Genomic DNA, 24,019 nt, shown 5'->3' on the forward strand with positions numbered 1-24,019 from the left:
CCTAGGTTCTGATACGGGCGGCGGTGTCGTGCATCGCCGGGACGACGGTATCGATCATGTCGGTCGGGGTGTAGTTCCTCGCGTGCAGTGACGTGTTCAGTGCTGCCACGACGGTGCCGTTGCTGTTACGCAAAGGCACTGCCGCAGCACGCATTCCGACGTCGAGTTCATCGACGACCTCGGACCATCCTGCGCTGCGCACCCGAGTGATCTCGGCGCGCAGTGCGTCTCGATCGACCAGTGTGCGCGGGGTCAGGGCTTCGATGGGGGCGTCGGCGAAATAGCGTTCGAGTTCGCTCTCGGGGAGGGCTGCGAGCAGCACTCGACCCGATGATGTTGCGTGCGCGGGGAACCGAGTGCCCAGCGTGATGACGACCCGCAACATCCGCGACGACGGAACGCGCGCGACATAGACGATGTCGAACCCGTCGAGGATGGCCACCGAGGTCGTTTCGCCCAATTGTCGTGCCAGCGCTTCGATGTGGGGTTCGGCCAGGCGCGGCAGGTCCATTCCGGACAGGAACGAGAAGCCCAGATTCATCACTCGTGGGGTGAGGGTGAACTGACGGCCGTCCTGACGGACGAATCCCAGCTCTGCCAGGGTCAGCAACAGTCGGCGGGCCGTGGCTCTGGTGACTCCGACGGCCTCGGCGACCTCGGTGAGCGTGCGGGCCGGATGCGCGTCGTCGAAGCACTGGAGCACGCTCAGGCCGCGTTCGAGTGACTGCACGAACCAGGTGGGGCGTTGGTCGTCGGGTGCGATCTCGGCCGTCATGGTTCGAGTCTGCCTCATCGTAGTGTTCGCGCTGCATCACACCGTCCACCGCTTGTGGTCTTGACCACAACGGCCGCATCTGGCTACAGTTGTGCGAATAACAAACAACTGTGCGCTATACGCACAAAATCGAAGGGCCGACAAGTGAACGTTGACGTCGCAGTCGCGGACGGATCCAGAGCACGGAAGGCTGCCATCGGCAGCTTCGTCGGTGCCGTGGTCGAGTGGTACGACTTCCTGCTGTACGGCATCATCGCCGCGCTGGTGTTCAACTCCCAGTTCTTTCCCAGCGTCTCGCCCGCAGTCGGCGTGATGGCGGCGTTCGCCACGTTCGGCGTCGGCTTCCTCTTCCGTCCTCTGGGCGGCATCTTCTTCGGGCACTACGGCGACCGTCTCGGACGCAAGCGCATGCTGATCTGGACGATGCTGTTGATGGGCGTCGCAACCGCGTTGATCGGCCTGGTTCCCAACTTCGAGTCGATCGGCTGGTTCGCGCCGCTGCTGCTGGTGCTGCTGCGTGCGATCCAGGGCTTCGCCGTCGGCGGCGAATGGGGCGGAGCATCTCTGATGGCCGTCGAGAGCGCGCCGGCGAAGAAGAAGGCGTTCTACAGCAGTGGCGTCCAGGTCGGCTACTCCGTCGGTCTCATCCTCGCCACCGGCGCGGTCACCATCATGAGCAACCTGCTCAGCGACGACGCATTCACCAGCTGGGGCTGGCGCGTCCCGTTCCTGGCCAGCGCGGTGCTCGTGCTGTTCGGCCTGTGGATCCGATCCGGTGTCGAGGAATCACCCGTGTTCGAGCAGGCAGTCGAGGAGAGCGGCGAGAAGAAGAAGCTGCCGGTCATCCAGGCGATCACCGAGCACCCCGGCTCGTTCCTCAAGATCATCGCGCTGCGCATGGCAGAGCTGTTCACCATGTACATCGTCACCACGTTCGCCCTGAGCTACACCGTCAACGAACTGGGCTACGAGCGTCAGTTCATGCTCAACGTCGCGCTGCTGGTCGGTGCCATCGGCATCCTGAGCATCCCGACCTACGCCGCGATCGCCGACCGCTTCGGCCGCAAGCCGATCTTCGTCACCGGTGCCGTCGTCGGCGCACTGGCAGCCGTACCGTTCTTCCTCTCCCTGCAGGCAGCCTCGGTGGTCGCCATCGTGATCCTCGCCGTCATCCTGGTCAACGTCTCGCACGACATGGTGGTCTCGGTGCAGCAGCCCCTGTTCACCGAGATGTTCGGCCCCGAACTGCGCTACAGCGGAGCAGGTGTGGGCTATCAGGTCGCCAGCGCGATCGCCGGTGGCTTCACCCCGTTCATCGCAGCAGCGCTGGTCAGCTGGAACGACGGCTCCTGGCATTACGTCGCGGCGTACCTGGCCCTGGGGTGCATCATCTCGGCCGTGGTCGCGGCACTGATGAAGAACATGGGCTCCTCCGATGTCACCTCCATCTCCGATCAGGCCGCCCACGCAGCAGAAGCCGTTGTTGCAGAGCGTGTCTCGAAGTCGGTATGACCTCGCTGACCCTGGTCGGTTCGCACGCGTCCACCGCGATGTCACCCGCGCTGTGGACGCGTGCGTTCGAGATAGCCGACGTGCCTTCCCGCTACGACGCCTGGGAGGTCGCCGACGTCGCCGACCTCCCCGATGTCGAGAATGCCCTGCGGGGCGGCCGTACCGATGCTGCGAACGTGACGATGCCCTGGAAGCACTGGGCTGCAACGGTTGCCGACGAGGTCGACCCGGATGTATCGATCTCGGGGGTGGCCAACCTGCTGTTCCTGCGTGCGGGAGCCCTGTTCGCCATGAACACCGACATCGCGGCGGTTCGAGCGGCCACCTCGGGACGCACCTTCGGCTCGGCACTTCTGCTCGGAGCCGGTGGAGCCGCGCATGCCGCCGCCTTCGCGTTGCAGGGCCGCATCGACAGACTGGTGGTCTCGGACGTCGACAGGCGCTCGGCGGCAGGACTCGTCGCCGAGCTCGACGGGTACGACGGATCGGCCTCGGTTGTCGACTGGTCGGATCGGGCAGCGGATCTGGACTCCTACGACCTGGTGATCAACGCGACGCCGATCGGCCGCGACGGCTCGGAGGATCAGCTCGCCTGGGGAGCAGGCGAACTGGCGGCGGGGGCCACGGTGTACGACTTCGTTTATGCCGACACGCGCAATGCCGCCGAGTCCTATGCAGCGGACTGCGGAATCGAACTCATCGACGGATGGACGCACCTGTTCCATCAGGCCGACGCCATGGTTCGCCCGCTCGGACTACCCGATCGCATGTCCGATGCACTGGGGCGCAGCATTCGGGAGATCTGCCCGGCTGCGGCCGGAATCAACCGATAGCGCGAAACCGTATCGGTGTTCCGGGGGTGAGCTGCGCAGCGGCGGACACGTCCACTGCAGTGACGACGGCGATCACCGGATAGCCGCCCGTGACGGGGTGGTCGGCGAGAAACAGCACCGGCTGCCCCGACGGCGGAACCTGCAGAGCGCCGAGAACCATTCCTTCGCTGGCCAATTCGCTGTCGACGGCTCGGTCCAGGGGCTCGGCACCGTCCAGCCTGATGCCGACGCGATCCGAATCCTGCGTGACGGTCCACGACTGTTCGAGCAGAAGCGATCGGGCGCGCTCGGTGAACCAGTTCTCGCGCGGCCCGAATGTGACATGCAATGCGGCTCGGATCGATGGCGGCGGTACGAACTCCGCTGCGGGCCAACGGCCACTGTCGTCGCCGACGGCCAATACGGTGCCGGGGGAGAGTGCTGCGGGCCCGAGGCCGGACATCGTGTCCGTCGACCGACTGCCGAGGACGGTGGGAACGTCGATCCCGCCCCGCACGGCGACGTAGCTACGCAGACCCCATGTCGGCGTGGACAATTCCAGTTCCTGTCCGGCTCGGACCACGAGCGTCGAATGCAATCCCTGCACGGCACCGTCCACGCGGCAGATCACGTGTGCCCCGGTGACGGCCACGACGGCGTCGAACTCGGCGCGTAGTTTCAGGCCACCGAAGGTCACCTCCAGGGTCGCGGCGTCGGAGTTGTTGCCCACCAATCGGTTCGCGGCATCGTGTGAATGCCGGTCCGCGGCACCCGAGCAGCCGACTCCGATCGACGCATAGCCCGGGCGACCGCGATCCTGCACGGTGCACAGTGGTCCCGTCTGCAGAACGGTCACGGCTCTCATGCCTGCTCGAATCGGACGACAGTGCCGGGTCGCAGCAGCGCGGGGGGATCGCGGTCGAGGTTCCACAGTGGCGCGTCGGTGCGTCCTATCAGCTGCCAGCCGCCAGGGGAGGAGCGCGGATAGATGCCCGAGAACTCACCTGCCAGCCCCACCGAACCGGCCGGAACGCTGGTGCGCGGTGACGTGCGCCGCGGAACGTGCAGCCGCATGTCGGTGCCGACGAGATAGCCGAAGCCGGGCGCGAAGCCGCCGAACGCAACGGTCCACGCTTGGCCGGTATGTGCGGCAACGACTTCGGTGGTGGACAGGCCGGTCAGGCGCGCAACCTCGTCGAGGTCTTCGCCGTCGTAGACCACCGAGATGGTCACGGTGTCGGACCGGTCGTCGACCGCGGTGACTGCGGGTTCGGTGGCCGAGATCCAATCCAGTACCGGCTGCTTCGGCCCGTCGAACATCACCAGTACGGTGCGAGCGGCGGGAACCAGATCGACGACGCCTGCCGGTGTGTTCAGCGAAAGCGCACGGTAATACGCCATCGTCTCGTCCAGCCCGTCGAACTCGACGAGTACTGCGTTCTCGCCCGCAGGCACAATGCGCATCAGACGAAGGCTGTCACGGCGATGCCGTTGCTGCGCAGCAGTTCCGATACGGCCGTTGCCATCGCGACCGCCCCCGGGGAGTCGCCGTGCAGGCAGATCGACTCGGCCGCGACATCGATGCGCGAGCCGTCGACAGCCAGGGTCGTGCCGTCGGTGATCATGGTCAACACACGCCGGGCGACGGCGTCGGGATCGGACAGCACGGCACCGGGTTCCGAGCGGGACACCAGCGTTCCCTGCGGGGTGTACGCGCGGTCGGCGAAAGCCTCTGCGACGGTGCGTAGTCCGGCTCGTTCGGCTTCCTCGAGGAACACCGAACCGGGCAGGCCGAGCACCGGCAGCGTGGGGTCGTAGGCGAGAACGGCGTCGACCACGGCCTTGGCCTGGCCGCGGTGGTGCACGATCGCGTTGTAGAGCGCGCCGTGCGGTTTGACGTAGGCGACGGCCGAACCGGAGGCTCGAGCGAGGCCGTCGAGTGCGCCGATCTGATAGATCACGTCGGCGGTGAGGTCGGCGGGGGAGACGTCCAGAAAGCGTCGGCCGAACCCGGCGAGGTCGTGATAGCCCACCTGCGCTCCGATTCGCACGGCTCTTTCCGCAGCCGCGCGGCACGTCCGCAACAGGGTGGTGGGATCTCCGGCGTGAAAGCCGCACGCGACGTTGGCGCTCGAGACCACGGTCAGCATGGCGTGATCGTCGCCGAGAGTCCATGCGCCGTAGCTTTCGCCGAGATCGGCATTGAGATCGATGGACACCCTCGACATCCTAGGCGGCGACGAGCCGTCCGGAGTTCGCCTTGCGGGTTGCCCCGATGCCGCGGCAGACGAGATAGATGACGAAGGAGATGGTGGTGACGAACGTCGAGACCGGCAGACCGGGGGCGAGGGAGAGCAGGATGCCTCCGACGGCGGCGATCTCGGCGAAGAGGATGGACAGCAGTGTCGCCTTGAGCGGGCTGGCCGTCACCCGCGCGGCGGCTGCGGCCGGGGTGATGAGCAGCGAGAGCACCAGCAGGGCTCCGACGATCTGCACGCCGAGCGCACACGCGACACCGACGAGCACGGCGAACACGACCGAGAGTGCGCGCACGGGGACGCCGCGGGCCAGCGCCACCTCGGGGTCGGTGCTGGCGAACAGCAGCGGCCGATAGACCACGGTGAGGACGATCAACACCAGGACCGCGCACACCAGCAGCAACTGGATGCCGCTCTGCCCGACGCCGACGATCTGGCCGATGAGCAGCGAGAAGCTGGTTCCGGTTCGGCCGGGGTAGAGCCAGATGAACAACACTGACAGGCCGAGGCCGAAGGACATGATGACGCCGATGACCGAGTCGCGGTCGCGGGCCTTGCTTCCGAGCAGGGCGAACATCACCGCCGCGACCACGGACCCCACGATGGCTCCGAGGCCGACGGTGATGCCGACGAGCAGTGCGGCGGACGCACCGGTGAGCGAGAGTTCACTCGATCCGTGCACCGCGAACGCCCACTGGCGGCTGACGATCAGCGGACCGAGTGCACCGGCGAGCAATCCGAGGATCGCGGCGGCGAGCAGCGCCTGCTGGACGAAGTCGTAGGTCAGCAGATTGGCTGTGGTGTCGAAGTCGAGCATCTTCGAGAATGCGTCGAGAACTTTCTCGTTCATGCCTTGTCTTCTCTGTCGTGCGGCACGGGTGGGTGGTGTGCGCCTGCCGAGCCGAGCGCATCGATCGAGTCGCCGGTTCCGACCACGACGAGCCGGCCGCGAACCTTCAGGACCTCGACCTCGGTGCCGTACAGCTCGGAGAGCACCTCGGTGGTCATGACCTCCTCGGGAGTTCCGATGCGGAACCGGCCGTCGACGATGTAGACGATGCGGTCGACGAGCGGCAGGATCGGGTTGATCTCGTGCGTCACGAACAGCACTGCCGTGTCGTGCTCACGCCGTCGGCGATCGATGAGGCTCGAGACGAGTGATTGGTTGGCGAGGTCGAGGCTGAGCAGAGGCTCGTCGCACAGCAACACCGACGGATCGCCGACGAGTGCCTGGGCGATGCGCAGTCGCTGCTGCTCACCGCCGGACATCGAGCCGACGGGTGCGCCCGCGAAGGAGTTGGCGTCGACCTGATCGATCGCGCGCTGCACCGTCTCCTTGCGCTGCCGGATGCCGCGCAGGCCCATGCCCCATTTGTGGCCGTCCCAGCCGAGGCCGACGAGATCGCGTCCACGCAGGGGGAGATCGTCGTCTATGTTGCGTTGCTGGGGCACGTAGCCGACGCCCGACTGGCCGCGACGGACGGGACGGCCGTCGATCGCGGCTGTGCCGGACGTGAGGTGATTCTGGCCGAGCAGCACCTTGAGCAGAGACGTCTTGCCCGACCCGTTGGGGCCGAGAACGGCGACGAACTCGCCCTTCTCGACCGCCAGATCCAGGTTCTGCCACAGCGTGCGCTCGCCGAACGCCAGTCCGGCATCGCGCAGTTCTACAGCAGGCATGTACTACAGCTTTCCATCAGCAGGTCCGAGATCAGGAGTCGGATCGGCTCAAGGGGCGGTTGCGAGGGCGGCCTGCAGATCCGTTGCCGCCTTGGTCTGCCACTCGATGTACGTCATCCCGGCGGGCAGAGTTTCGGTGACCTCGACGACGGGGATGCCCGCGGCTTCGCTGGTGGAGCGAATATCCTGCGTCACAGCATCTTCGGTCTGAATGTTGTAGACCAGCGCGCGGACTGACTTCGAGGTGAACAGATCACGCGTCGCAGCGATCGATGCCGGAGACGGGTCGTTGCCCTCCTCGATGGAGTTCTTGAAATCCTCGGGGGTGCGATCGTCGAGCTCGGACTCCTCGATGAGGTAGTGCGCGATCGGCTCGGTCTGCGCAACCGGTGCGTTCGGGTGGTCGGCGGCGATCTTCGCCGTCACGTCGGTGATGCCGTGCACCTGCTCGTGGAAGGTCTCGGCGTTGGCGGTGTACTGCGCAGCGTTGTCGGGATCGAGCTGACCGAGCTTGTCGGCGATCTCCTCGGCGGTGTGCGCTGCCACCTCGGCGTGGTACCAGACGTGTTCGTTGACCTCGCCGTGTGAATGGCCGTCACCGTCCGTTGCCTCTGCTTCCGGCGTCGCTTCGCCGGAGGCGGGCTCGGAGTCGTGATCGTGGCTCTCGTCCAGCAGCGTGAAGGCATCGACCGACGGCACGTCCTTGCCCTCGGAACCGAGGATGTCCTCGATGAACTGGTCGTAGCCGCCGCCGTTGTAGACCACGAGCGACGCCTCGGCGACGGCGGCTGCGTCGGCGGGGCTCGCCTCGTAGGAGTGCGGGTCCGCGGAGGGATCGGAGATGAGCGAGGTCACTGTCGCCAGATCGCCTGCCACCGCTTCGGCGACGCTTCCCCAGACGTTGGTGGACGCGACGATCGTGATCGGTCCGTCGACAGGGGAGGCCGGGGCGGACTCGATGCTCGCGGAGTCGGTGGAGCTGCATGCGCTGAGCGTGAGGGCTGCGGCGCAGGTCAGGCCGAGTGCGGCCGTGAGTTTGGTCCGGGACGCGCGACGGATGGACGACATCGATGTACTCCTGAAGGGCAAGGCTTGACGCTAATGGAAACCGTTACCGTTGTACTCTAGCGTTCGACGGGCCTTTGTTCGAATCGGACGAAGGCGACCTCGAGTTTCTTCGCGGTGAGTAGTGGGACTAACGTCCCGGTTATGGTCAGGTCAAGCGAACCGCGACGTCAGGCGACGTTGGCGTCGATCGCTGCCGAACTGAAGGTATCTCGCACCACCGTCTCGAACGCCTACAACCGACCCGATCAGCTCTCTCCTGAACTCCGCGAACGCGTCCTCCAAGCCGCCAAGCGTCGCGGATACGCAGGCCCCGACCCCGTCGCGCGATCGCTGCGCACCCGCAAAGCCGGGGCCATCGGACTGCTCCTCACCGAAGCTCTGAGCTACTCCTTCCGCGACCCGGCCGCGATGAGCTTCCTCGCCGGACTCGCCGAATCCTGCGAAGCCGCCGGGCAGGGCCTACTGCTCATCCCCGCCGGAGCCGAACGCGACGACGTGCAAGCCGCAGCCGTCGTCCAACAAGCAGGAGTCGACGGCTTCGTCGTCTACTCCGTCGCCGACGACGACCCCTACCTCGCGGCCGTTCGCGAACGCCACCTACCGATCGTCGTCTGCGACCAACCCCGCAATATCCCCGAAGCGGCCCTCGTCGCCATCGACGACCGTGGCGCGATGAAAATGCTTGCCGCACATCTGATCTCGCAGGGGCACGAGCACCTCGCGGTGCTGTGTATGAGGCTCGGACGCGACCGCCGCGATGGCGTCGTACCCCCGGGACGGTTGGCGGACAGCCACTTCCACGTCCAACGCGAACGCATCGCCGGCGTCCAAGCAGCCATGATCGATGCCGGACTCGACCCCGACATCCTCACCGTCGTCGAACGCTTCGACCACACCGTCCGCTCCGGACACTCCGCGGCCGCCCAAGCACTCCAGGCGAACCGCGAAACCACCGCCCTGCTCTGCACCACCGACGTCATCGCTCTCGGCGCACTCAACTTCGCGAGGGTCTCCGGAATCGATGTGCCGGGCCAACTCTCGGTCACCGGATTCGACGGCATCTCCGACGCCATCCGCGAGAACCTCACCACCGTGCGCCAGGACGCCGAAGAAAAAGGCCGTCGAGCAGGCAAACTGGTGCTCTCGTCCTCGCACTCGGGCATCGTCGCCGCCGAAACCCTGCCGACCGAACTCTTCCGCGGCCGAACCGCAGGACCGCCGCCGAAACAGCCGCCCGCTATCGCCTGAGCTGAGCCGCCCGCCCGCTTGCCCCTTCCGCGCCCGCGCCCCGTTCGCGCGCCCGCCCCTTCGCCCCGCCCGCCCCGTTCGCGTCAATGGACCACTGCACGGCTCAGACGTATGCAATGTGCCATTCACGCAGCAGACCCCAGTGGGTGAATGAACCATTGCAGGGCTCAGACGTATGCAGTGGTCCATTGACGCGGAGCCGGAGCCGGACCGCGGGCGGGGTCAGGCAGGCTGAGCGCTGAGCAATCTCGCGCAACGCAGCAGACCCAGGTGACTGTAGGCCTGCGGATGGTTGCCGAGCGATCGTTCGGCGATGGGGTCGTATTCCTCACTGAGCAGTCCGGTGGGGCCTGCGGCACTGACGAGTTGAGCGAACAGTGCTTCGGCTTCGGCGCGTTGTCCCACCAGGAGGTATGCCTCCACGAGCCAGGCCGCGCAGAGATGGAAGCCGCCCTCGCCGCCGGGGAGTCCGTCGTCGTGGCGGTAGCGGTAGACGGTGGAGCCGCTGCGTAGTTCGGCTTCGGTGGCAGTGACGGTGGCAGCGAAGCGTGGATCCGCCGGGTCGATCAGTCCGGACAGTCCGATGAACAACGTCGCGGCGTCGAGGTCGGTGCCGTCGTAGGCGGCGGTGAAGGACTGCACTTCCTCGTTCCAGCCGTTGGCGAGCACTTCCTCGCGGATGGTCTCGCGCAGAGCCGCCCAGGCGGGTTCTGTTGTGCGACCGAAGGTTTCGGCCAGACGGATGGCGCGATCGACGGTGATCCAGCCCATCACCTTGGAGTAGACGTGATGACGGGGGTTGTCGCGGATCTCCCAGATGCCGTGGTCGGGCTCGAACCAGCGACGTTCGACGGCTTCGACCATGGCGCGGACGAGTTCCCAGTCGTCGTCGGAGAGACCGTTCTCGGACCCCTTCGCCTTGCGTGCGTGGGCGAGAGCGGACACCAGTTCGACGATGGGGCCGAAGACGTCGAGCTGAACCTGTTGATTGGCAGCATTTCCCACGCGCACCGGACGCGAGCCGGCGTAGCCGGGCAGCTCGTCGATGACGGCCTCGGGCGGAAGTCCGAGACCCCAGATGGTGTAGAGCGGGTGCAGACGCTCGGGGCCGGAGACCGACTCGAGTACCCCGTGAATCCAGGAGAGGTAGTTCTCGGCCTCGGCCGTCGATCCGACGTCGACCAGCGCGGCTGCGGTGAGTGCGGCGTCGCGCAGCCAGCAGTAGCGGTAGTCCCAGTTACGGACTCCGCCGATGTCCTCGGGCAGTGACGTGGTGGCCGCGGCCATGATCGAGCCGGACTCGGCGTGTACGAGTCCGCGAAGGGTCAGTGCGGATCGCTTCATCAGATCGCGCTTGAGTGGAGGCAGGTTCAGGCCGTCGGCCCAGTCCTTCCAGTACGCCTCCGATGCGCGGCGACGCTCCACCTCGTCCCATGGGTGCTGACTCAGATCGTTTGTGCCGAGCCGCAATTCGAGAACGATCGGTCCGTCGGACGGATCGACCTCCGCGTGTGCCGTCTGCTGAGATCCGTCGGAGACGATGTTCCAGGTGACGCCGGGGCTGCGCAGCACCATCGGATCTGCCGTACCGACGATGCGCAGGCCGTCGACATCGGGTTCGATCGAGGCCCATGCCTTTCCGAATTCCGGACGCGGTGCGAAGGTCACCACAGCGGTTGCCTTGCCGGTGATGACTCGCGTCAGCGCGGTCTGGCCCTGGCCGATGTCGTGCGGCAGGTAATCGGTGACCTGCAGGCTGGCCCACTTGGTCTGCACCGTCATCGTGCCGTCCACGTACTGCTGACTCAGTGGAAGTGATGCGCGGGTGGGGCCGACGCTGAAGTGGCCGGCCTGATCGCCGCCGAGCAGGTGCGCGAACACGGCTGCGGAATCGGGCTCGGGGTGACACAGCCAGGTGACGTCGGCGTCGGGGGTCAGCAGCGCAACGGCATTGGGGCTGGCGAGCATCGTCAGTCGTTCGATGCGCGGGGCGTCGGCTCCCGAAAGCCACTGCCGGCGCTCTTCGAGTAGGAATGCCAGGGCGAGCGCAACGTGCTCGGTGCTGTCGATGCGGAACTCCGCGAGGGTGTCTCCCGGTCCGATCTTGACGCCGATGTCCGGCCCGTGCAGGTGTCCGAAGGCCTTCTCGTCGGTGACGTCGTCACCGAAAAAGACTGCGGCAGTGGCGGCTTCCTGGTGCCGAAGAATGTCGAGGGCGACGCCCTTGTCGGTGACGATGACTGCCAGCTCGATGACGGACTTGCCCTCGGTGACCTGAACGCCGTCCCGTGCGGCCGCGCCGGATCGCACTGCTGCGAGCGCTTCGTCACCGGCGGCGGTCTCGGCGTTGCGGACGTGCAGCGCGACGCTGGCCGGCTTGGTCTCGATGCTGACGCCGGGATGGGCGTCGGCGATGTCCTGGAGTTCGCCGGTGATGACGGTGAGGAGCTTCTTGGCGTTCTCGTCGATGGCGTTGATGAATCCGGCGTCGAACTCACTGCCGTGGCTGCCCACCAGCTGTACCTCGGACGGCAGCCGGGAGAGGATCGCGAGATCGCGGAGGGCACGTCCGGAGATGACGGCAGCGTTGGTGCCGGCCAGGGAAGCGAGCCCGCGCATGGCGCTGACCGACTCGGGGTGAGGGAAGGCCTTCTGTGGGTCGGAGACGATCGGTGCCATGGTGCCGTCGTAATCGGACGCGACGAGCAGACGCGGAGTCCGAGCTACTCCGACGAGTGCGCGGCGAAGTTCGAGCGGCAATTCGAGAGCAGTCACCCGTCGAATCTAGGCGATGAACCCCGCCTCGGCGTACCTGGCTTTGTGCGCTCGACGCATCACTGCTGGTCGGGGACCAGACCGGGCGACGGAGTCACACCGGAGGCCGCCGACATCGAGGCCGCGGACTTGGTGACGATGGCCAACATGGCTCGCTGCGCGCCGTCTGCGTCGCCGGATTGGATCGACGACGCAACGACGCCGTGCAGTCGGATCGCCTCCGGGTCGGCCTGCCGCGACATCAGGGCGTGGCGGGTGCGGCCGGCGAGCACCTCCACCACGATGTCGGACATCGACCGCAACATCGGGTTGCCCGACGCCGCGAGCAACGTGCGATGGAAATTGCTGTCGTGTTCGAGGTAGGCGTCGGAGTCCGCGGCCCGGGACGTCGACGACATTCCGATGACGGCGGCCGTCAGCGCGCCGCATTGCTCGGGCGTTGCTCGATGCGCGGCGAGCTTGGCTGCCAAAGGCTCGATGCCCGAACGTAACTCGCTGAGCAACAGCAACTGCTCGGCGCGGGCGGGCCCGGCCAGTTGCCAGCGGATGACCACCGGGTCCAGGGAGTTCCAGTTCTGCGAGCCCTGCACGGTGATCCCCACGCGTCGACGCACAGTGAGCAACCCAAGCGATTCCAGGACGCGGACCACTTCCCGGACCACTGTCCGTGACACGGTGAACCGCACGGCGACGTCGTCGGCCGAGATCCGGGTCCCGCTCGGGATCGCGCCGCTGACGATGTCGCGACCGAGCTCGTCGAGCACCGAATCGTGAAGCTGGCGGAAGTCGCTGGTCTCGCTCATGTCCGGTCGATCGTCCCACGGGTCGCCCGGTTTCTCGCGTCTGTCCGATCCGCGCGGGCGTGATGGAGCAGTATCGAGGGATGGCAGCACAGACGACAGGCAGAGCACATCATCCGGTTCTCGTGGTGATGGGAGTGTCCGGATCGGGTAAATCCACGGTGGCGGGCATCCTCGCCGGAGCATTGAAATGGGACCTGCAAGAGGGCGACGACCTGCATCCGGACGCCAACGTGGCGAAGATGGCGTCGGGTCAGCCGTTGACCGACGAGGACCGGTGGCCGTGGCTCGACATCATCGCCGAGTGGATCACCGATCACACCACCACGGGCCGATCGGGAATCGTGACGTGTTCGGCACTCAAGCGGACGTATCGGGACGTGCTCGCTGCTGGGTCGAGGGAGGGCTCGGAGGTGATCTTCGTGCATCTGGCCGGAACCAAGGATCGGATCAGCGGTCGGCTCAACGCTCGGATGGACCACTTCATGCCGTCCTCGCTGCTCGATACGCAGATCTCGACCCTGGAGCCACTGGGTGAGGACGAGAACTCCATCGTCGTCGACATCGGTCCACCCCCGACCAAGATCGCCGAGCAGATTCTGCTCGAACTCGAGAAGCGGGCGGGAATGTCGGAAAGTCATTGAGAAGACCGACTGGGGCACAGGTCGCCCCGCAGCGACTGCCATCGGCCGCCTTGTCAGGTTCACCCCGCCCGGACGCGTGAATGGACCATTGCACACGTCTCGACGGTGCAATGGTCCATTGACCCCGGCTGATCCGGGCCGATCCGGGCAGACCGCACCGCGTCAATGGCACTGTGCACACGTCTCGGCGGTGCAATGGTCCATTGACGCGGCGCTGGGTTACGCCGCGACTGCCTCACGGCGAACAGGGCGCATTGCGCGATCGGTGAGGAACGCGAATCCCAAACCCAGCGCGAGCCACAGCGTCGCCTGGGTCGCCAGCGATGACAGGCGGAATTCCCACAGCAGGGTTGCCGGGAAGTCCGCGCCGACCTCGTTGACAGTGGGCAACAGTGCATAACCGATGCCGACGATCATCAAGAACGCCAGCAACGGCGCGCCGACACGCATCGCCACCGAAGTCTGCGACGCCACCGCCTTCGCCACGTAGATCCCGACCGCGACGGCCAGCAGCCCGAGAATCACCGTCGCCAACCACAGCCAGGTGCGCTGGGTGATGGTCTCGGGATCTCCGACGGCCGGCGGGTTCGCCGGGTACTTGAAGAACGGGACTGCTTCGATGGCCACCCATCCGGCACCGGCCCCGACGAGCGCGAGGACCGACCCGGGCAGTGCGGTGAAGCGTCGCCCGTAGTGCAGTGCCGAGGCGAAGATCGCGCCGAGTGCCAGGCCGGCGAGTCCGGTGGCGAGGAACAGTCCGACGCGTTGTCCGTCCCGACTGACCAGTGCCTCCTCGTCGCCGTGGGAATGCGCCGCCGGGGCGGCATCGGCGTCGGTGTGATGGGTGTCGGTGCCGGCTGCTTCCTCGATGGCGATGGCCGAGTCGATGTGCGGTTCACCGACGACGTAGGCGACTGCTCCGGCGAGCAGGCCTGCGAGGAGTCCGGCGAGCAGGCCTCGGAGCAGGAGTTGGACGAATGTGCCCTGCAGCGTCGGGCCGTGGGTGTCGGTCAGTGGCATGGCAGGCCCAGCAGGTGGCGGCCGTCGTGCATCAACTCGTGCATGTACATGCCACTGCGGGAGATCGCGCCCTGATCGAAACCGACGAGGTAGAGCACGACGAAGGCGAGTAGGATCGTTGCGATCATCACGGTCGAGGCCGCGATCTTCTGCAGGGCGGTGTCGGGTGCTGCGGACAAGGTGGTCATGGGATGTACCGCTTTCGGGTGGTGGTCGAGTGTGTTTTCGAGATTTCAGGTGCGGGCCGGATCGATGCTCACGGGTTCGAGATGCGCCTTGTGGTGGTCGCGATCGGGTGGCGTTGCGAGCACTGTCTCGGTTCGTTCGTCGAGAACCGCGTCGCTGAGCAAGCCGCTACCCGAAAGTCGTGTTTCCAGTGCCGTGAGCCAGTGTTCGTAGTAGGACCAGGGTGATTCCTCGGACGGATCGTTCCGTTCCTCCCACGACTTGATCGACTCGATCAGCGAGAGCTGAAATTCCGACCACTCGAACTGGCGGGCATCGTAGGCCGCGACGGCCATGGCGAAGGCGCGTATCTCCCAGGGTTTGGTGAAGGCGGTGTCGCCACCCGGTACATCGGGGAGGCTGCAGACGAGCTTCTCCACCCGGCGGCGTGCATCGCCGAGTTCGGTTGCGTCCGTGCGGATTGTCGTCGTCATGCCGTCGCCTCGATAGCGGGACCGACGCCGATCATGCTGTCGCGACTGACCAACTCGGCCAGCTGATCCTCGGTCCATCCGTCGGTACCCGCAGGGCGCGCAGGAAGTACCCAGTACCGCATCTCGCTGCTCGAGTCCCAGACCCGAATCTCCACGTCGTCGGAGACCGTGTAACCGAAGCTCTCGGCCAGTACCTTGCGCGGCTCGCGCACGATCGCGGCCCGGTACTGGGGCTCTTTGTACCAGTTCGGCGGCAGTCCGAGAACGGGCCACGGGTAGCACGAGCAGAGAGTGCAGACGATCACGTTGTGGACCTCGGCGGTGTCTTCCACGACCACCATGTCTTCGCCCTGCAATCCGCCGATGCCGAGTTCGGCGCACGCGCCGGTCGCGTCGGCGAGGAGTCGGGCCTTGAACTCCGGGTCGGACCATGCTTTGGCCACGACCTTGGCACCCAGCTGCGGGCCCACTTCGTTCTCGTAGATCTCGACGAGACGGTCGATGGCCTGGGTGGTCATGATGCCCTTCTCGATCAGCATCGATTCCAACGCCTTGACGCGTGCAGCGATCTCTTCCTGGCTGCGAACAAGTCCACTCATACTGCCTGTGCTCCTTCGGTTTTCACGAGTTCGATGTAGGGTTCCCAGACGTCGAAATACACGGCTTGATTGGCGTCAGCGGTCTCCGTGCCCCACAGTTCGTCGGCTTCGAAGCGGACGTTGTAGACGTGCTCGGGACAGTCGCCGAGGTTGTTGCCCGCGGTATCGGGATAGATGAATGTGCCGTGTGCCATCACGATTTTCCCGGTTGCGCCGCGGATGTAGCGCGCCTTCCTGGTGTGGCCGCGGGGTGAGCCGCGCAGCACGCGAACCGTGTCGCCGACCGCGAAGCGTGCGACTTTGTCACTTTCCCTCTTGGCCGGTGCGCCTGCGGGTACGACGGCGTCGATGAAGGCCAACAGTTCGGGATCATCGGCATGATCGGGCAGCGGAGCATCGGGGTTCTTCAGGAAGTGCTCGGTTCGGCGATCGAGTTCGTCGAGGTCCAACTTTCCGGTGCGCTCACCGTGGTACTCGACGGTGTGGATCCAATGTTCGTAGTACGGCGACTTCAGATAGACCGCGGGGTCGATCAGCTCCATGCCGTAACGAAATTGGTCGACTCCGAAGAATCCGCCACGGAAGCACATGGAGAACATGCCGAAAGCGACCTTTTCCCATTCCGCTCGAAATATCGGTTCGTTCTCGGGGACGACAACGGTTCCGATTCCATCGGTTCCGCCGAGGTCGAATACTCCGTTCATCTGTTTCTCCTTCGATGTGATGGGTCGTCAGGGCGACGTGAGGGCAACGCGGCTTCGCGCAGAATCGGGCGTGGGAAACCCGCCGACGAGTTGTTCGTATGCATGACCCACACGCAGTACAGTGGCGTCGTCGAAGTGCTTGCCTACGATCATCATTGCGGCCGGGAGGCCGTCGACCAGATCCGCCGGAACAGACAGCGCCGGGTGTCCGGTCACATCCAACGGGGCTGCGTTGACGACCATCCCGAGGGCCTTGGTGAGGTAGGTGGCACGGTCGATGCCGGCGTCGGGCAACTCGGTGGCGGTGTAGGGAAGAGTGGGCATCACCAGTACGTCGTAGGCTTCGAGCGCGGTGTCGTACGCGGCACGAGCCGTCGGAACGAGGTTGCGGGCCTTACCGTAGATCGCCGATCCCAGTGTGGTTGTTCCGTGATGTCCGCACAGCGCAACGAGTTTGACGGTCTCGGACAGTTCGTCGGCGTGCTCCATTCGTCGGCCGGCGAAGTACGCCATCTGTTCCGGGTCGTACAGACCACTCGCGTTGAGCCCGTAGCCGTTACCGTCGAGCATCTGGTACGCCGCTCCGTCGGTCGCGATGACGTTCCAGACGTGGAAGGCGTGTCGATGCCACGGAATGCTCACCTCCTCGACCACCGCACCGGCCTCGGCGAAGCGCTGCACTGCAGCTCGGACTGCGGCGTCGACCGCGGGCTGGGAGGACTCGTGTCCGAAACCTTCTGTGACGACGCCGATTCGGAGCCCCTCCACCCCGTGGTCGAGACCCAGGGTGTAGTCGACGGTGGGTATGTCCGCGGGCTGGCGGGGATCGTTGCCGTCGGATCCGGCGATGACCGACAGCATCAGGGCCGCGTCGGCGACCGTCCGGGCGATCGGGCCGACGTGGTCGATGGTGCGCTCTATCGGGAAGGCTCCCGTGTACGGAACCAGGCCGAACGTCGGCTTGTGGCCGACGACTCCACAGAACGCGGCCGGAATGCGGATGGACCCACCCTGGTCGCCGCCGATTGCCATGTCGACATCGCCGTTGGCGACCAAAGCACCGCTGCCACTGGAGGACCCACCCGCTTCGCGACCGAGATCCCACGGGTTTCGCACCGGTCCCGACGCGGAGGTGAAGCTCGAACCGGAGAAACACAGGTCCTCGCACACCGACTTGCCGACGATCTCGGCTCCTGATTCCAGAAGGCGCGTGACGACGGTGGCGTCGCGTGAGGGGACGAAGCCTTCGAGGGTGCGTGAGCCGTTCATCATCGGCACCCCGGCCACGGCGACGTTGTCCTTGATGGCGACGCGTTTTCCGGCGAGGCGGTCGTCCACCGGCTCGGCCGATCGGATCGCGGTGGTGACGTACCAGGCTCCGAGCTGATTCTCGGCTTCGGAGAGGACTCGATGTTCTCGATCGGGGATGCTGGGCGCGATCTGTGCGTACAACTCGTCCACGACGTCGTAGGACCCGAGAGCCCCGTCGACCAACCCGGCGAACTCCTCACGGTCCGAGGCGCTCAGATCGATCCCGAAATGCTCTGCGGCCGAACCGATCGCATCCGGATCCGGGCGTGAAACTGTCATGTCGTCTCCTGTCGAAACAGCAAGTCGTGTCGGTGTGTCGGAGGGACGAACGCGCCCCTACCCACCGAGGTTCTCTGTACTCGGATCAGGCGACGCTAAAGCAGTTCGAGTCAATGCGTCAATATGTATCGACATATTGGCCGGTAAATTCTGTGTTGCGTCGAGTTCACGCGAATTCAGGGGTGACGAGAAGTGCGTATCGGCTTCTCGCCGGTGTGTGGGCTACCGCGGCCGAAAGATGCCGCCCTGTGACACGGCCAGCATGATGGCGGGCCCCGTCGGACCTTCGTCGACGCGACTCGATGTCGACCGGTCCGACAGGCGTCGACGAAGCGTCTCTCGATCGAGCTCGCTGCGGGTCGCCCCGAGTATCCGAGCGTAGGCAGCGATCGCCTCGTACGTCGTTTCGGACAGCGAGCTCATGGGCGGTTTCGGGCCGGCTTGCAGTGCGTTGTAGCGGTTTTCGAGATCTTTGTGCAGGTCGGTGGCACCCTGGAAGTACGCGAACGCCGCCCATACTCCGTCGGAGGCCGAGGTACCGATCAGCTGTTGGGTTGCTTCGTCGAGCACCAGGGCCAACGTGCGCGTTGTCGACCGCAGGCCCGCGTCGAAGCATTGTTGCTCGAAGACGACCTCGTCGTGGCCCACCAGCGACGACAGAATCAGCTCCGCCCCGGAGCGCTCGATGTCAGCGATGGTGGAGGAGAAATCCTCGGTCCCGAGGGGCAGGTACGCATCGCCGAGGACCGAACCGTTGTTCTCTGCGACAACTCGTCGCGCAGCCCAGTGCGCGCCGTACGACCAGGAGTACCGGTGTCCGACGAAAAACCATGTACGGCTGTCGGTCTCGGTCATCAACGCAGGAATTCCGGCGCGCGCCTGCGCGAGTGGGCGTTCGCCGAGCCGCACTATGCCGGGATCCGGGCGCCCGCCTTCGTTGAGGACGGTATGCACCACCAGCACATCGCTGTCGTGCAACGCCGACGCCGCAGCGTTGAACGTTGCCGAGGTGACGCAGGCAAAGATGATGCGGCAGCCACTGCGAAGCAGGCGGCGCGTGGCGGTAGCCCCCGCCCGTGAGTCGGATGCGTCGTCGCCTATCAGTAATTCGACGGGTAGACCGCGAATTCCGCCATCGGCATTGATCTCGTCGACGGCCAATCGAGCCAGAGTCTCGGTGGCTTGCGCGAACACCGCTGCCGAGCCTGACTTGCTGACCAGGAGTCCGATGCGGTGGCGATCCGGCCGAAGTGGTTCGGGGGGACCGTAACCACGTTTGTGCGCCAGCCAGGCCACGCCGTCTCGATCGAGACCGGACTCGAGTACCAATCGGGTGCCGGTGCCGTCGGGGTGGAATCGCAAGGTCAACCGGCCTCGCCAAGGCTGATGATGGACCACCACCACCGATTTCGCCGGTCGCACTGCCGCGACGTGGCCGAGCAGCGTGATGGGCATGCCGGATGCTCCCGTCCCGCCCACCGGCAGGGACACCGACACCGCGGCCCCGACGACCAGCCGGGTGCACTCGAGGTCGAGCAGATTCCCGTCGAGAAACTGCTGATACGCAACCGCGGGCGGGTGAGGTACGTGGATTTGCGCCGTCACGGACAGGTCGGACATCACGCCACCACGGTCATGTCGATCGAACGCGGACTCCCGGTGTCACGCGCGCCGGCGAGGCCGAGCTTCCGATGCGGCGTCATCGGTGCGGTCGGTACTGGGCGCATCGCTGGGTGCCTGTGCCGCCACCAGGGACCGCTCGAGCACATCACGCAGAAACTGTAGAGCGTCGTTGGCCGGACCGGCTGGGTCCACGGAGAAAAAGCGGTTCCGACCGGCACGCCGTTCGACGATGACCCCGGACATCTTGAGGGCTTTCAGATGAGCCGACACGGTGGTGCGCCCTACCGACGAGATGTGTTCGCTGATGAACCCTGCGCTGCACTCACCGTGCGAGGCCAGGGTGTCCAGGATTTCGCGACGGACCTGATCGGCAAGAGCTGCGAATACCAGCTCTCGACTCTGTTGATCACCGACGTCCATCACTGTCCTCGTCCTGGAATTGGTTGCACCCCGAATAGGTCGACTGGCATCAACATATCGCACGTGGTCGAGGGTCGAAAGCTCTGTCGGTGCATCCGATGTCGCTGATATCCGGTAACGCCCGCCCGAGAGTCGGGTGCCCTTCGGTTCCGAACGGGAATTCAAGCAAGCATGCTTGCTTTTAAGTACTACGAATGACTGAAAGGACTTGTAAAAGTATGACGAATGCGAGATAGTGAGCTTGTTCACTTTTCAGTGAGGAGACAGCTCATGGTGCGAGGCGCACCCGCCAGGCCGGTCCAACTTCCCGTCCCCAACGCAGACGTATGGGACTGGCAACTCGACGGCCTGTGTCGCGGATTGGACTCGTCTGTGTTCTTCCACCCCGAAGGTGAACGAGGCCGCGCCCGCACCTCGCGTGAGAAATCCGCCAAGCAGGTCTGCGGCCGCTGCCCGGTACTCGAACAATGCCGCCAGCACGCCCTCGAGGCGAACGAGCCCTACGGCGTGTGGGGCGGAATGTCTGCACACGATCGCGCCGACTTCTACCGCGGGGCCGTCCGAACCGCCTGATCCCTGAGCGGCTTCGGTGCGGTGGGGGATTGTGGCAAATGCGCGCGCATTCGCCAGGCGCGTTCACAATTGTCAATGCTCGCGTAGCGATTCCGCGCGCCCCTGGCAAACGCGCGCGCGTTCGCGAAGACTGCTGGGCGGACAACACCGGGCCGCAACGAGGCGATCAGAATCCGCAGGTCTCCTCGGCCTTACCTCCGGCGAACTCGCTGTCGACACTGCTGTGAAGCCCGGCATGATCGACATTCGCGGCGACGACGCATCGTTCGCGCCGCCTTCGAGCCCTGACCGTCGCAGCCTTCACCGAACTTGTCGGTGGCTTCGTGTTTCATGACGACCCATGAACAAGGTCCTGCGTGCGACGCTCGTCAGTGCGGTCGTCATCACCACCGTCATCGGAATTGCGTCGTTCGTGCTGAGTTTCGCTGCACTGTGGGATCTCGCCACGATGGCAGGCGTTCCGCGTTCTCTGTCGTGGCTGTGGCCGGTGATCGTCGACGGCACCATCCTGCAGGCCACGATCTCCGTCATCGCGCTCGCCCAGTTCGAGGATCAGCGCAGTGGCCGACGCTTCTTCTGGGGCGTGTTGATCACGGCGGCTCTGGTGAGTATCGGCGCAAATGCCATGCACGCCTTCATTTCCGACGCCGGAACCCTGCATCCCGCTCTGTCGGCGGCCATTGCGACCGTCGCCCCGGTGAGTCTGTTGGCCGCGACCCACGGACTCGGCATCCTCGTTCGGGTACCCGCAGAACTGCCGAAGACCATCGACATCGTCGACGACGAAAAACCTGCCGTCGACGAGTGGGCTTTCGTCCCGAGAGCCGAACCCGTGACACCTGCGCCCGAATTCCCCACACCCGAGATACCGGCACCCGCGCCGACAGAGCGCGCCGAGAAGCCGGTCCGCACCGAGCCGGTCCGCACCGAACACCGACCACCCGAATCTTCGGTCACCTCGGTGCGCACGGTCGAGCCTCTCGACGACGTCGATCGCTGGATTCTCGACGAGGAACGGGTGGACGATCTCTATCCCGTCGACGCTCCGTGACACCCGGTGGCACCATCGAAGTATGAGTTCACATCTGCCGAGATCCGTTGTTCCCGAGAAGCCGAAGCCGGGCCAGGAGTCCGTCTGGGACTACCCCCGTCCGCCCAAGCTCGAGTCCTCGAACCGTTCGCTCGTCGTTCGGCTCGGCGGCGAGGTGGTCGCCCGCACCACCGCCGCGTACCGAGTACTGGAAACGAGCCACCCACCGACCTGGTACATCTCGCCCGCAGACGTGGTTCCGGGTGCGTTGACCCCCTCGGAGGCCCGGTCGACGCACTGCGAATGGAAGGGTGCCGCCACCTACTGGGACGTACACGGCGGAGATGCCGTCGCACCCGCCGCGGGGTGGAGTTACGAGAACCCCACTCCTCGGTTCGCCGAGATCGCCGGATACCTGGCGTTCTCGCCCAGTAGCCTCGACTGCGAGATCGACGGCGAAGCGGTCCGGCCCCAGGAAGGCGGATTCTACGAGGGCTGGATCACCGACGACGTCGTCGGGCCGTTCAAAGGAATCCCGGGCTCCTACGGCTGGTGACGGCCTAACTACCAGGCAACTCCGCGCGAGTGATGATCTGAATCGAACTGCTCGCGCCGGGGTCGCTGCCGGTCACCAGCACGTCCCCGGTGCGTGGATCGACAGCGACCGAATTGGCCTGCGTCACCGTCGGAACATCGCCCAGGGTTCGCGGAGCAGCGGGATCCGATACGTCGACCACTCGCAGTACGTTCGACGCGGTCAGCGTCACGAACAGCAACCGGCGTTCGGGATCGACGGCCAACCCGTACGGGTTGCCCGGCGCATCGATCGACGCGATCTGACGAATGTCCCCGGCAGCATCGACCGCTGCGAGAAGGACCGCACCGCCGTCGGTGTCGGCGAACGCGGCCACCGTCTGATTCACCGTCACCGCATGCGTGAGCTTGACGCCGATAGGAGCCTGCGCCACCTCCCGCTGCGTTGCGCCTTCGTAGACCCACACACCGTTGCCCTGCACGTCCGCGACGGCCGCGAACGGACCGAGAGCGGCGACACCACCGGGTTGGACGGGACCCGGCGGTAGTTCCGACACGACCGAACCGTCACGCAGGAATATCACCCCGCCGCCCATCTCGTTGGTGGCCACGATCGTGCCGTCGGAGGTCCGCACGGCATCGTGTGGTTGACGGCCGACTCCGGTGGCCGTCGACAGAATTGCGCCGTCGGCGAGCGAGATCTCGAGCAATTCGTCGCTGCCCTCGAGTGGAACCAACACCGGGCCGTCCGGACCGGCCAGTGAGAGATGACGCGGCGCACCCGTCGTCGCGACCATCTGCCGCACGGCACCGGTCGCCGCGTCGAACAGCACCACGCCGTCGGGCTCACGCACCCCGGCAGCAGCGATCCCGGACGTTCCGACCACAACACCTTCGGGAGCACCCGCGAGTGGAACGACGGTGCCGATCGGGTCGGCCGAATCCGGGGCCTGTGCAGGCTCGGCAGCGGGAGTGGTTGCCGGAGTGGACGGTTCGGTCGGGGACTCGGCTGCAGAGCAGCCGGCCACGAGCAGGCAGGCAGTGGCCACCGCAACCAGGCGCGCGCGCATCATCGGCGGTACTGCTCGAAGTGCAGGGCGTCGTCCAGCGGGCGGCGGGTGCGCCAGCCGAAGCGTTCCAGATCGGGTACCTCCTGGAACGACTCGACCGGGCCCACACACAGCCAGGCGATCGGGCGGACCGGCGCGGGGATGTCGAGCAGTTCGGTGAGATACGGCTCGTCGTAGAACGATACCCAGCCGACGCCGACGTTCTCGGCTATTGCTGCGAGCCAGAGGTTTTCGATGGCGAGTACGGCGGAGAACAGGCCGGTGTCGTCGACGGTGTCGCGGCCGAGGACGTGCCGTCCTCCACGGTCGGGATCGTAGGTGACGACCACACCGGTTCCGCTCGTCTCGATTCCCTCGATACGGATGGGGTCGAACGTCTTTCGGCGCTCGGCATCGAGCTTGTCCGCGAAATCTTGTCGGCATCCGGCCACGTGCGCGGCGAATGCGCTCAGTGTGTCGGGCTTGCGGACGACGACGAAGTCCCAGGGCTGGGTGTTGCCGACACTCGGGGCCTGATGCGCCGCTCCGAGGATTCGGCGCAGAGTCTCGTCGTCGACGACGGTTCCGTCGAACTCGGCGCGAACGTCGCGGCGAGATCGAATCGCGGCGTACACCGACAGAGCTG

At 65.8% G+C, this 24,019-nt stretch carries 26 protein-coding genes; 7 read left to right on the forward strand and 19 right to left on the reverse strand.

Annotated features, from left to right (window positions below; genetic code table 11):
• Position 1: 1 nt before the first annotated feature.
• On the reverse strand, positions 2–775 hold the full coding sequence (locus CH271_RS02450; protein ID WP_052065957.1) for an IclR family transcriptional regulator domain-containing protein: 774 nt from the start codon (positions 773–775) through the stop codon (positions 2–4).
• A 144-nt stretch (positions 776–919) separates the two neighbouring features.
• Between CH271_RS02450 and shiA the strand changes: the two genes are divergently transcribed.
• Entirely contained in the window at positions 920–2,287 is a 1,368-nt protein-coding gene (shiA, locus tag CH271_RS02455) for a shikimate transporter (RefSeq protein ID WP_094632526.1), read from the forward strand.
• Positions 2,284–3,120, forward strand: a complete 837-nt coding sequence (locus tag CH271_RS02460; protein ID WP_094632528.1) for a shikimate dehydrogenase family protein — start codon at positions 2,284–2,286, stop codon at positions 3,118–3,120. The genes shiA and CH271_RS02460 overlap by 4 nt, the downstream gene beginning before the upstream one ends.
• On the opposite strand, the gene CH271_RS02465 is transcribed toward CH271_RS02460, so the two are convergent.
• Genes CH271_RS02465 through CH271_RS02490 form a run of 6 tightly spaced genes read right to left on the reverse strand, consistent with a single transcriptional unit; the run spans position 3,110 to position 8,105 of the window.
• Positions 3,110–3,964, reverse strand: coding sequence for a biotin-dependent carboxyltransferase family protein (locus CH271_RS02465; RefSeq protein ID WP_094632530.1), 855 nt, complete (start codon positions 3,962–3,964; stop codon positions 3,110–3,112). The genes CH271_RS02460 and CH271_RS02465 overlap by 11 nt on opposite strands.
• On the reverse strand, positions 3,961–4,563 hold the full coding sequence (gene pxpB, locus CH271_RS02470) for a 5-oxoprolinase subunit PxpB (RefSeq protein ID WP_094632532.1): 603 nt from the start codon (positions 4,561–4,563) through the stop codon (positions 3,961–3,963). The genes CH271_RS02465 and pxpB overlap by 4 nt, the downstream gene beginning before the upstream one ends.
• A complete protein-coding gene (locus CH271_RS02475) occupies positions 4,563–5,318 on the reverse strand; it encodes a LamB/YcsF family protein (protein WP_373454612.1) in 756 nt (251 codons plus the stop codon). Before CH271_RS02475 ends, pxpB begins: the two co-directional genes overlap by 1 nt.
• Before the next feature lie 10 nt (positions 5,319–5,328).
• Positions 5,329–6,207: a metal ABC transporter permease gene (locus tag CH271_RS02480; RefSeq protein WP_037195063.1), complete on the reverse strand. Its 879-nt coding sequence runs from the start codon at positions 6,205–6,207 to the stop codon at positions 5,329–5,331.
• Positions 6,204–7,037, reverse strand: coding sequence for a metal ABC transporter ATP-binding protein (locus CH271_RS02485; RefSeq protein WP_094632536.1), 834 nt, complete (start codon positions 7,035–7,037; stop codon positions 6,204–6,206). The genes CH271_RS02480 and CH271_RS02485 overlap by 4 nt, the downstream gene beginning before the upstream one ends.
• 48 nt (positions 7,038–7,085) lie before the next feature.
• A complete protein-coding gene (locus CH271_RS02490) occupies positions 7,086–8,105 on the reverse strand; it encodes a metal ABC transporter solute-binding protein, Zn/Mn family (protein WP_094632538.1) in 1,020 nt (339 codons plus the stop codon).
• Between the two features lie 141 nt (positions 8,106–8,246).
• On the opposite strand from CH271_RS02490, the gene CH271_RS02495 reads away from it, so the two are divergent.
• On the forward strand, positions 8,247–9,353 hold the full coding sequence (locus tag CH271_RS02495; protein ID WP_037195065.1) for a LacI family DNA-binding transcriptional regulator: 1,107 nt from the start codon (positions 8,247–8,249) through the stop codon (positions 9,351–9,353).
• A 222-nt stretch (positions 9,354–9,575) separates the two neighbouring features.
• On the opposite strand, the gene otsB is transcribed toward CH271_RS02495, so the two are convergent.
• Together otsB and CH271_RS02505 are read right to left on the reverse strand one after the other, a co-directional pair.
• On the reverse strand, positions 9,576–12,128 hold the full coding sequence (gene otsB / locus CH271_RS02500) for a trehalose-phosphatase (protein WP_094632540.1): 2,553 nt from the start codon (positions 12,126–12,128) through the stop codon (positions 9,576–9,578).
• Between the two features lie 59 nt (positions 12,129–12,187).
• Positions 12,188–12,931 carry a FadR/GntR family transcriptional regulator gene (locus tag CH271_RS02505; RefSeq protein ID WP_037190693.1) on the reverse strand — a complete coding sequence of 248 codons (744 nt, stop codon included), beginning with the start codon at positions 12,929–12,931 and terminating at the stop codon, positions 12,188–12,190.
• An 80-nt stretch (positions 12,932–13,011) separates the two neighbouring features.
• Here CH271_RS02505 and CH271_RS02510 point away from each other — a divergent pair, with 80 nt between their 5' ends.
• The gene (locus CH271_RS02510; protein WP_037190692.1) at positions 13,012–13,572 is read left to right on the forward strand and encodes a gluconokinase; all 561 of its coding nucleotides are present in this window, start codon (positions 13,012–13,014) and stop codon (positions 13,570–13,572) included.
• 219 nt (positions 13,573–13,791) lie between these two features.
• On the opposite strand, the gene CH271_RS02515 is transcribed toward CH271_RS02510, so the two are convergent.
• From CH271_RS02515 to CH271_RS02550, 8 genes are all read right to left on the reverse strand, one after another.
• The gene (locus tag CH271_RS02515) at positions 13,792–14,592 is read right to left on the reverse strand and encodes a CbtA family protein (protein ID WP_094632542.1); all 801 of its coding nucleotides are present in this window, start codon (positions 14,590–14,592) and stop codon (positions 13,792–13,794) included.
• On the reverse strand, positions 14,583–14,720 hold the full coding sequence (locus tag CH271_RS02520; protein ID WP_255139041.1) for a CbtB domain-containing protein: 138 nt from the start codon (positions 14,718–14,720) through the stop codon (positions 14,583–14,585). The genes CH271_RS02515 and CH271_RS02520 overlap by 10 nt, the downstream gene beginning before the upstream one ends.
• 105 nt (positions 14,721–14,825) lie before the next feature.
• Complete coding sequence (locus CH271_RS02525) at positions 14,826–15,251, reverse strand: nitrile hydratase accessory protein (protein WP_094632546.1); 426 nt, start codon at positions 15,249–15,251, stop codon at positions 14,826–14,828.
• On the reverse strand, positions 15,248–15,850 hold the full coding sequence (gene nthA / locus CH271_RS02530; RefSeq protein WP_094632548.1) for a nitrile hydratase subunit alpha: 603 nt from the start codon (positions 15,848–15,850) through the stop codon (positions 15,248–15,250). The genes CH271_RS02525 and nthA overlap by 4 nt, the downstream gene beginning before the upstream one ends.
• Positions 15,847–16,554 carry a nitrile hydratase subunit beta gene (gene nthB, locus CH271_RS02535; protein ID WP_037190497.1) on the reverse strand — a complete coding sequence of 236 codons (708 nt, stop codon included), beginning with the start codon at positions 16,552–16,554 and terminating at the stop codon, positions 15,847–15,849. The genes nthA and nthB overlap by 4 nt, the downstream gene beginning before the upstream one ends.
• Before the next feature lie 27 nt (positions 16,555–16,581).
• Positions 16,582–18,144 carry an amidase gene (locus tag CH271_RS02540; RefSeq protein ID WP_094632550.1) on the reverse strand — a complete coding sequence of 521 codons (1,563 nt, stop codon included), beginning with the start codon at positions 18,142–18,144 and terminating at the stop codon, positions 16,582–16,584.
• 222 nt (positions 18,145–18,366) lie between these two features.
• Positions 18,367–19,764 (reverse strand): ABC transporter substrate-binding protein, encoded by a 1,398-nt coding sequence (locus CH271_RS02545; RefSeq protein WP_094632552.1) that lies wholly within the window; start codon positions 19,762–19,764, stop codon positions 18,367–18,369.
• 42 nt (positions 19,765–19,806) lie between these two features.
• Entirely contained in the window at positions 19,807–20,187 is a 381-nt protein-coding gene (locus tag CH271_RS02550; RefSeq protein WP_037190493.1) for an ArsR/SmtB family transcription factor, read from the reverse strand.
• A gap of 270 nt (positions 20,188–20,457) precedes the next feature.
• Here CH271_RS02550 and CH271_RS02555 point away from each other — a divergent pair, with 270 nt between their 5' ends.
• The 3 genes from CH271_RS02555 (at position 20,458) to CH271_RS02565 (ending at position 22,346) form a co-directional block, all read left to right on the forward strand.
• The gene (locus tag CH271_RS02555; protein ID WP_008713079.1) at positions 20,458–20,760 is read left to right on the forward strand and encodes a WhiB family transcriptional regulator; all 303 of its coding nucleotides are present in this window, start codon (positions 20,458–20,460) and stop codon (positions 20,758–20,760) included.
• Positions 20,761–21,100: 340 nt separating this feature from the next.
• Positions 21,101–21,811, forward strand: a complete 711-nt coding sequence (locus tag CH271_RS02560; protein WP_094632554.1) for a DUF2637 domain-containing protein — start codon at positions 21,101–21,103, stop codon at positions 21,809–21,811.
• Between the two features lie 22 nt (positions 21,812–21,833).
• Positions 21,834–22,346: a DUF427 domain-containing protein gene (locus CH271_RS02565; RefSeq protein ID WP_094632556.1), complete on the forward strand. Its 513-nt coding sequence runs from the start codon at positions 21,834–21,836 to the stop codon at positions 22,344–22,346.
• 4 nt (positions 22,347–22,350) lie between these two features.
• Here CH271_RS02565 and CH271_RS02570 read toward each other — a convergent pair whose 3' ends face one another.
• Positions 22,351–23,397, reverse strand: a complete 1,047-nt coding sequence (locus tag CH271_RS02570) for a hypothetical protein (RefSeq protein ID WP_256986156.1) — start codon at positions 23,395–23,397, stop codon at positions 22,351–22,353.
• On the reverse strand, positions 23,394–24,014 hold the full coding sequence (gene bluB, locus CH271_RS02575; protein ID WP_170945919.1) for a 5,6-dimethylbenzimidazole synthase: 621 nt from the start codon (positions 24,012–24,014) through the stop codon (positions 23,394–23,396). The genes CH271_RS02570 and bluB overlap by 4 nt, the downstream gene beginning before the upstream one ends.
• Positions 24,015–24,019 lie beyond the last annotated feature (5 nt).

This window comes from Rhodococcus sp. 05-340-2 (assembly GCF_002258915.1).
Lineage (GTDB): Bacteria > Actinomycetota > Actinomycetes > Mycobacteriales > Mycobacteriaceae > Rhodococcoides.

Excerpts from the sequence above, each read along its gene's own strand:
- CH271_RS02450 (WP_052065957.1), bottom strand. The coding sequence starts at position 775 with ATGACGGCCGAGATCGCACCCGACGACCAACGCCCCACCTGGTTCGTG.
- CH271_RS02460 (WP_094632528.1), top strand. The coding sequence starts at position 2,284 with ATGACCTCGCTGACCCTGGTCGGTTCGCACGCGTCCACCGCGATGTCA.
- CH271_RS02465 (WP_094632530.1), bottom strand. The coding sequence starts at position 3,964 with ATGAGAGCCGTGACCGTTCTGCAGACGGGACCACTGTGCACCGTGCAG.
- pxpB (WP_094632532.1), bottom strand. The coding sequence starts at position 4,563 with ATGCGCATTGTGCCTGCGGGCGAGAACGCAGTACTCGTCGAGTTCGAC.
- CH271_RS02480 (WP_037195063.1), bottom strand. The coding sequence starts at position 6,207 with ATGAACGAGAAAGTTCTCGACGCATTCTCGAAGATGCTCGACTTCGAC.
- CH271_RS02485 (WP_094632536.1), bottom strand. The coding sequence starts at position 7,037 with ATGCCTGCTGTAGAACTGCGCGATGCCGGACTGGCGTTCGGCGAGCGC.
- CH271_RS02490 (WP_094632538.1), bottom strand. The coding sequence starts at position 8,105 with ATGTCGTCCATCCGTCGCGCGTCCCGGACCAAACTCACGGCCGCACTC.
- CH271_RS02495 (WP_037195065.1), top strand. The coding sequence starts at position 8,247 with ATGGTCAGGTCAAGCGAACCGCGACGTCAGGCGACGTTGGCGTCGATC.
- CH271_RS02505 (WP_037190693.1), bottom strand. The coding sequence starts at position 12,931 with ATGAGCGAGACCAGCGACTTCCGCCAGCTTCACGATTCGGTGCTCGAC.
- CH271_RS02510 (WP_037190692.1), top strand. The coding sequence starts at position 13,012 with ATGGCAGCACAGACGACAGGCAGAGCACATCATCCGGTTCTCGTGGTG.
- CH271_RS02515 (WP_094632542.1), bottom strand. The coding sequence starts at position 14,592 with ATGCCACTGACCGACACCCACGGCCCGACGCTGCAGGGCACATTCGTC.
- CH271_RS02520 (WP_255139041.1), bottom strand. The coding sequence starts at position 14,720 with ATGATCGCAACGATCCTACTCGCCTTCGTCGTGCTCTACCTCGTCGGT.
- CH271_RS02525 (WP_094632546.1), bottom strand. The coding sequence starts at position 15,251 with ATGACGACGACAATCCGCACGGACGCAACCGAACTCGGCGATGCACGC.
- nthA (WP_094632548.1), bottom strand. The coding sequence starts at position 15,850 with ATGAGTGGACTTGTTCGCAGCCAGGAAGAGATCGCTGCACGCGTCAAG.
- nthB (WP_037190497.1), bottom strand. The coding sequence starts at position 16,554 with ATGAACGGAGTATTCGACCTCGGCGGAACCGATGGAATCGGAACCGTT.
- CH271_RS02540 (WP_094632550.1), bottom strand. The coding sequence starts at position 18,144 with ATGACAGTTTCACGCCCGGATCCGGATGCGATCGGTTCGGCCGCAGAG.
- CH271_RS02545 (WP_094632552.1), bottom strand. The coding sequence starts at position 19,764 with ATGTCCGACCTGTCCGTGACGGCGCAAATCCACGTACCTCACCCGCCC.
- CH271_RS02550 (WP_037190493.1), bottom strand. The coding sequence starts at position 20,187 with ATGGACGTCGGTGATCAACAGAGTCGAGAGCTGGTATTCGCAGCTCTT.
- CH271_RS02555 (WP_008713079.1), top strand. The coding sequence starts at position 20,458 with ATGGTGCGAGGCGCACCCGCCAGGCCGGTCCAACTTCCCGTCCCCAAC.
- CH271_RS02560 (WP_094632554.1), top strand. The coding sequence starts at position 21,101 with ATGAACAAGGTCCTGCGTGCGACGCTCGTCAGTGCGGTCGTCATCACC.
- CH271_RS02565 (WP_094632556.1), top strand. The coding sequence starts at position 21,834 with ATGAGTTCACATCTGCCGAGATCCGTTGTTCCCGAGAAGCCGAAGCCG.
- CH271_RS02570 (WP_256986156.1), bottom strand. The coding sequence starts at position 23,397 with ATGATGCGCGCGCGCCTGGTTGCGGTGGCCACTGCCTGCCTGCTCGTG.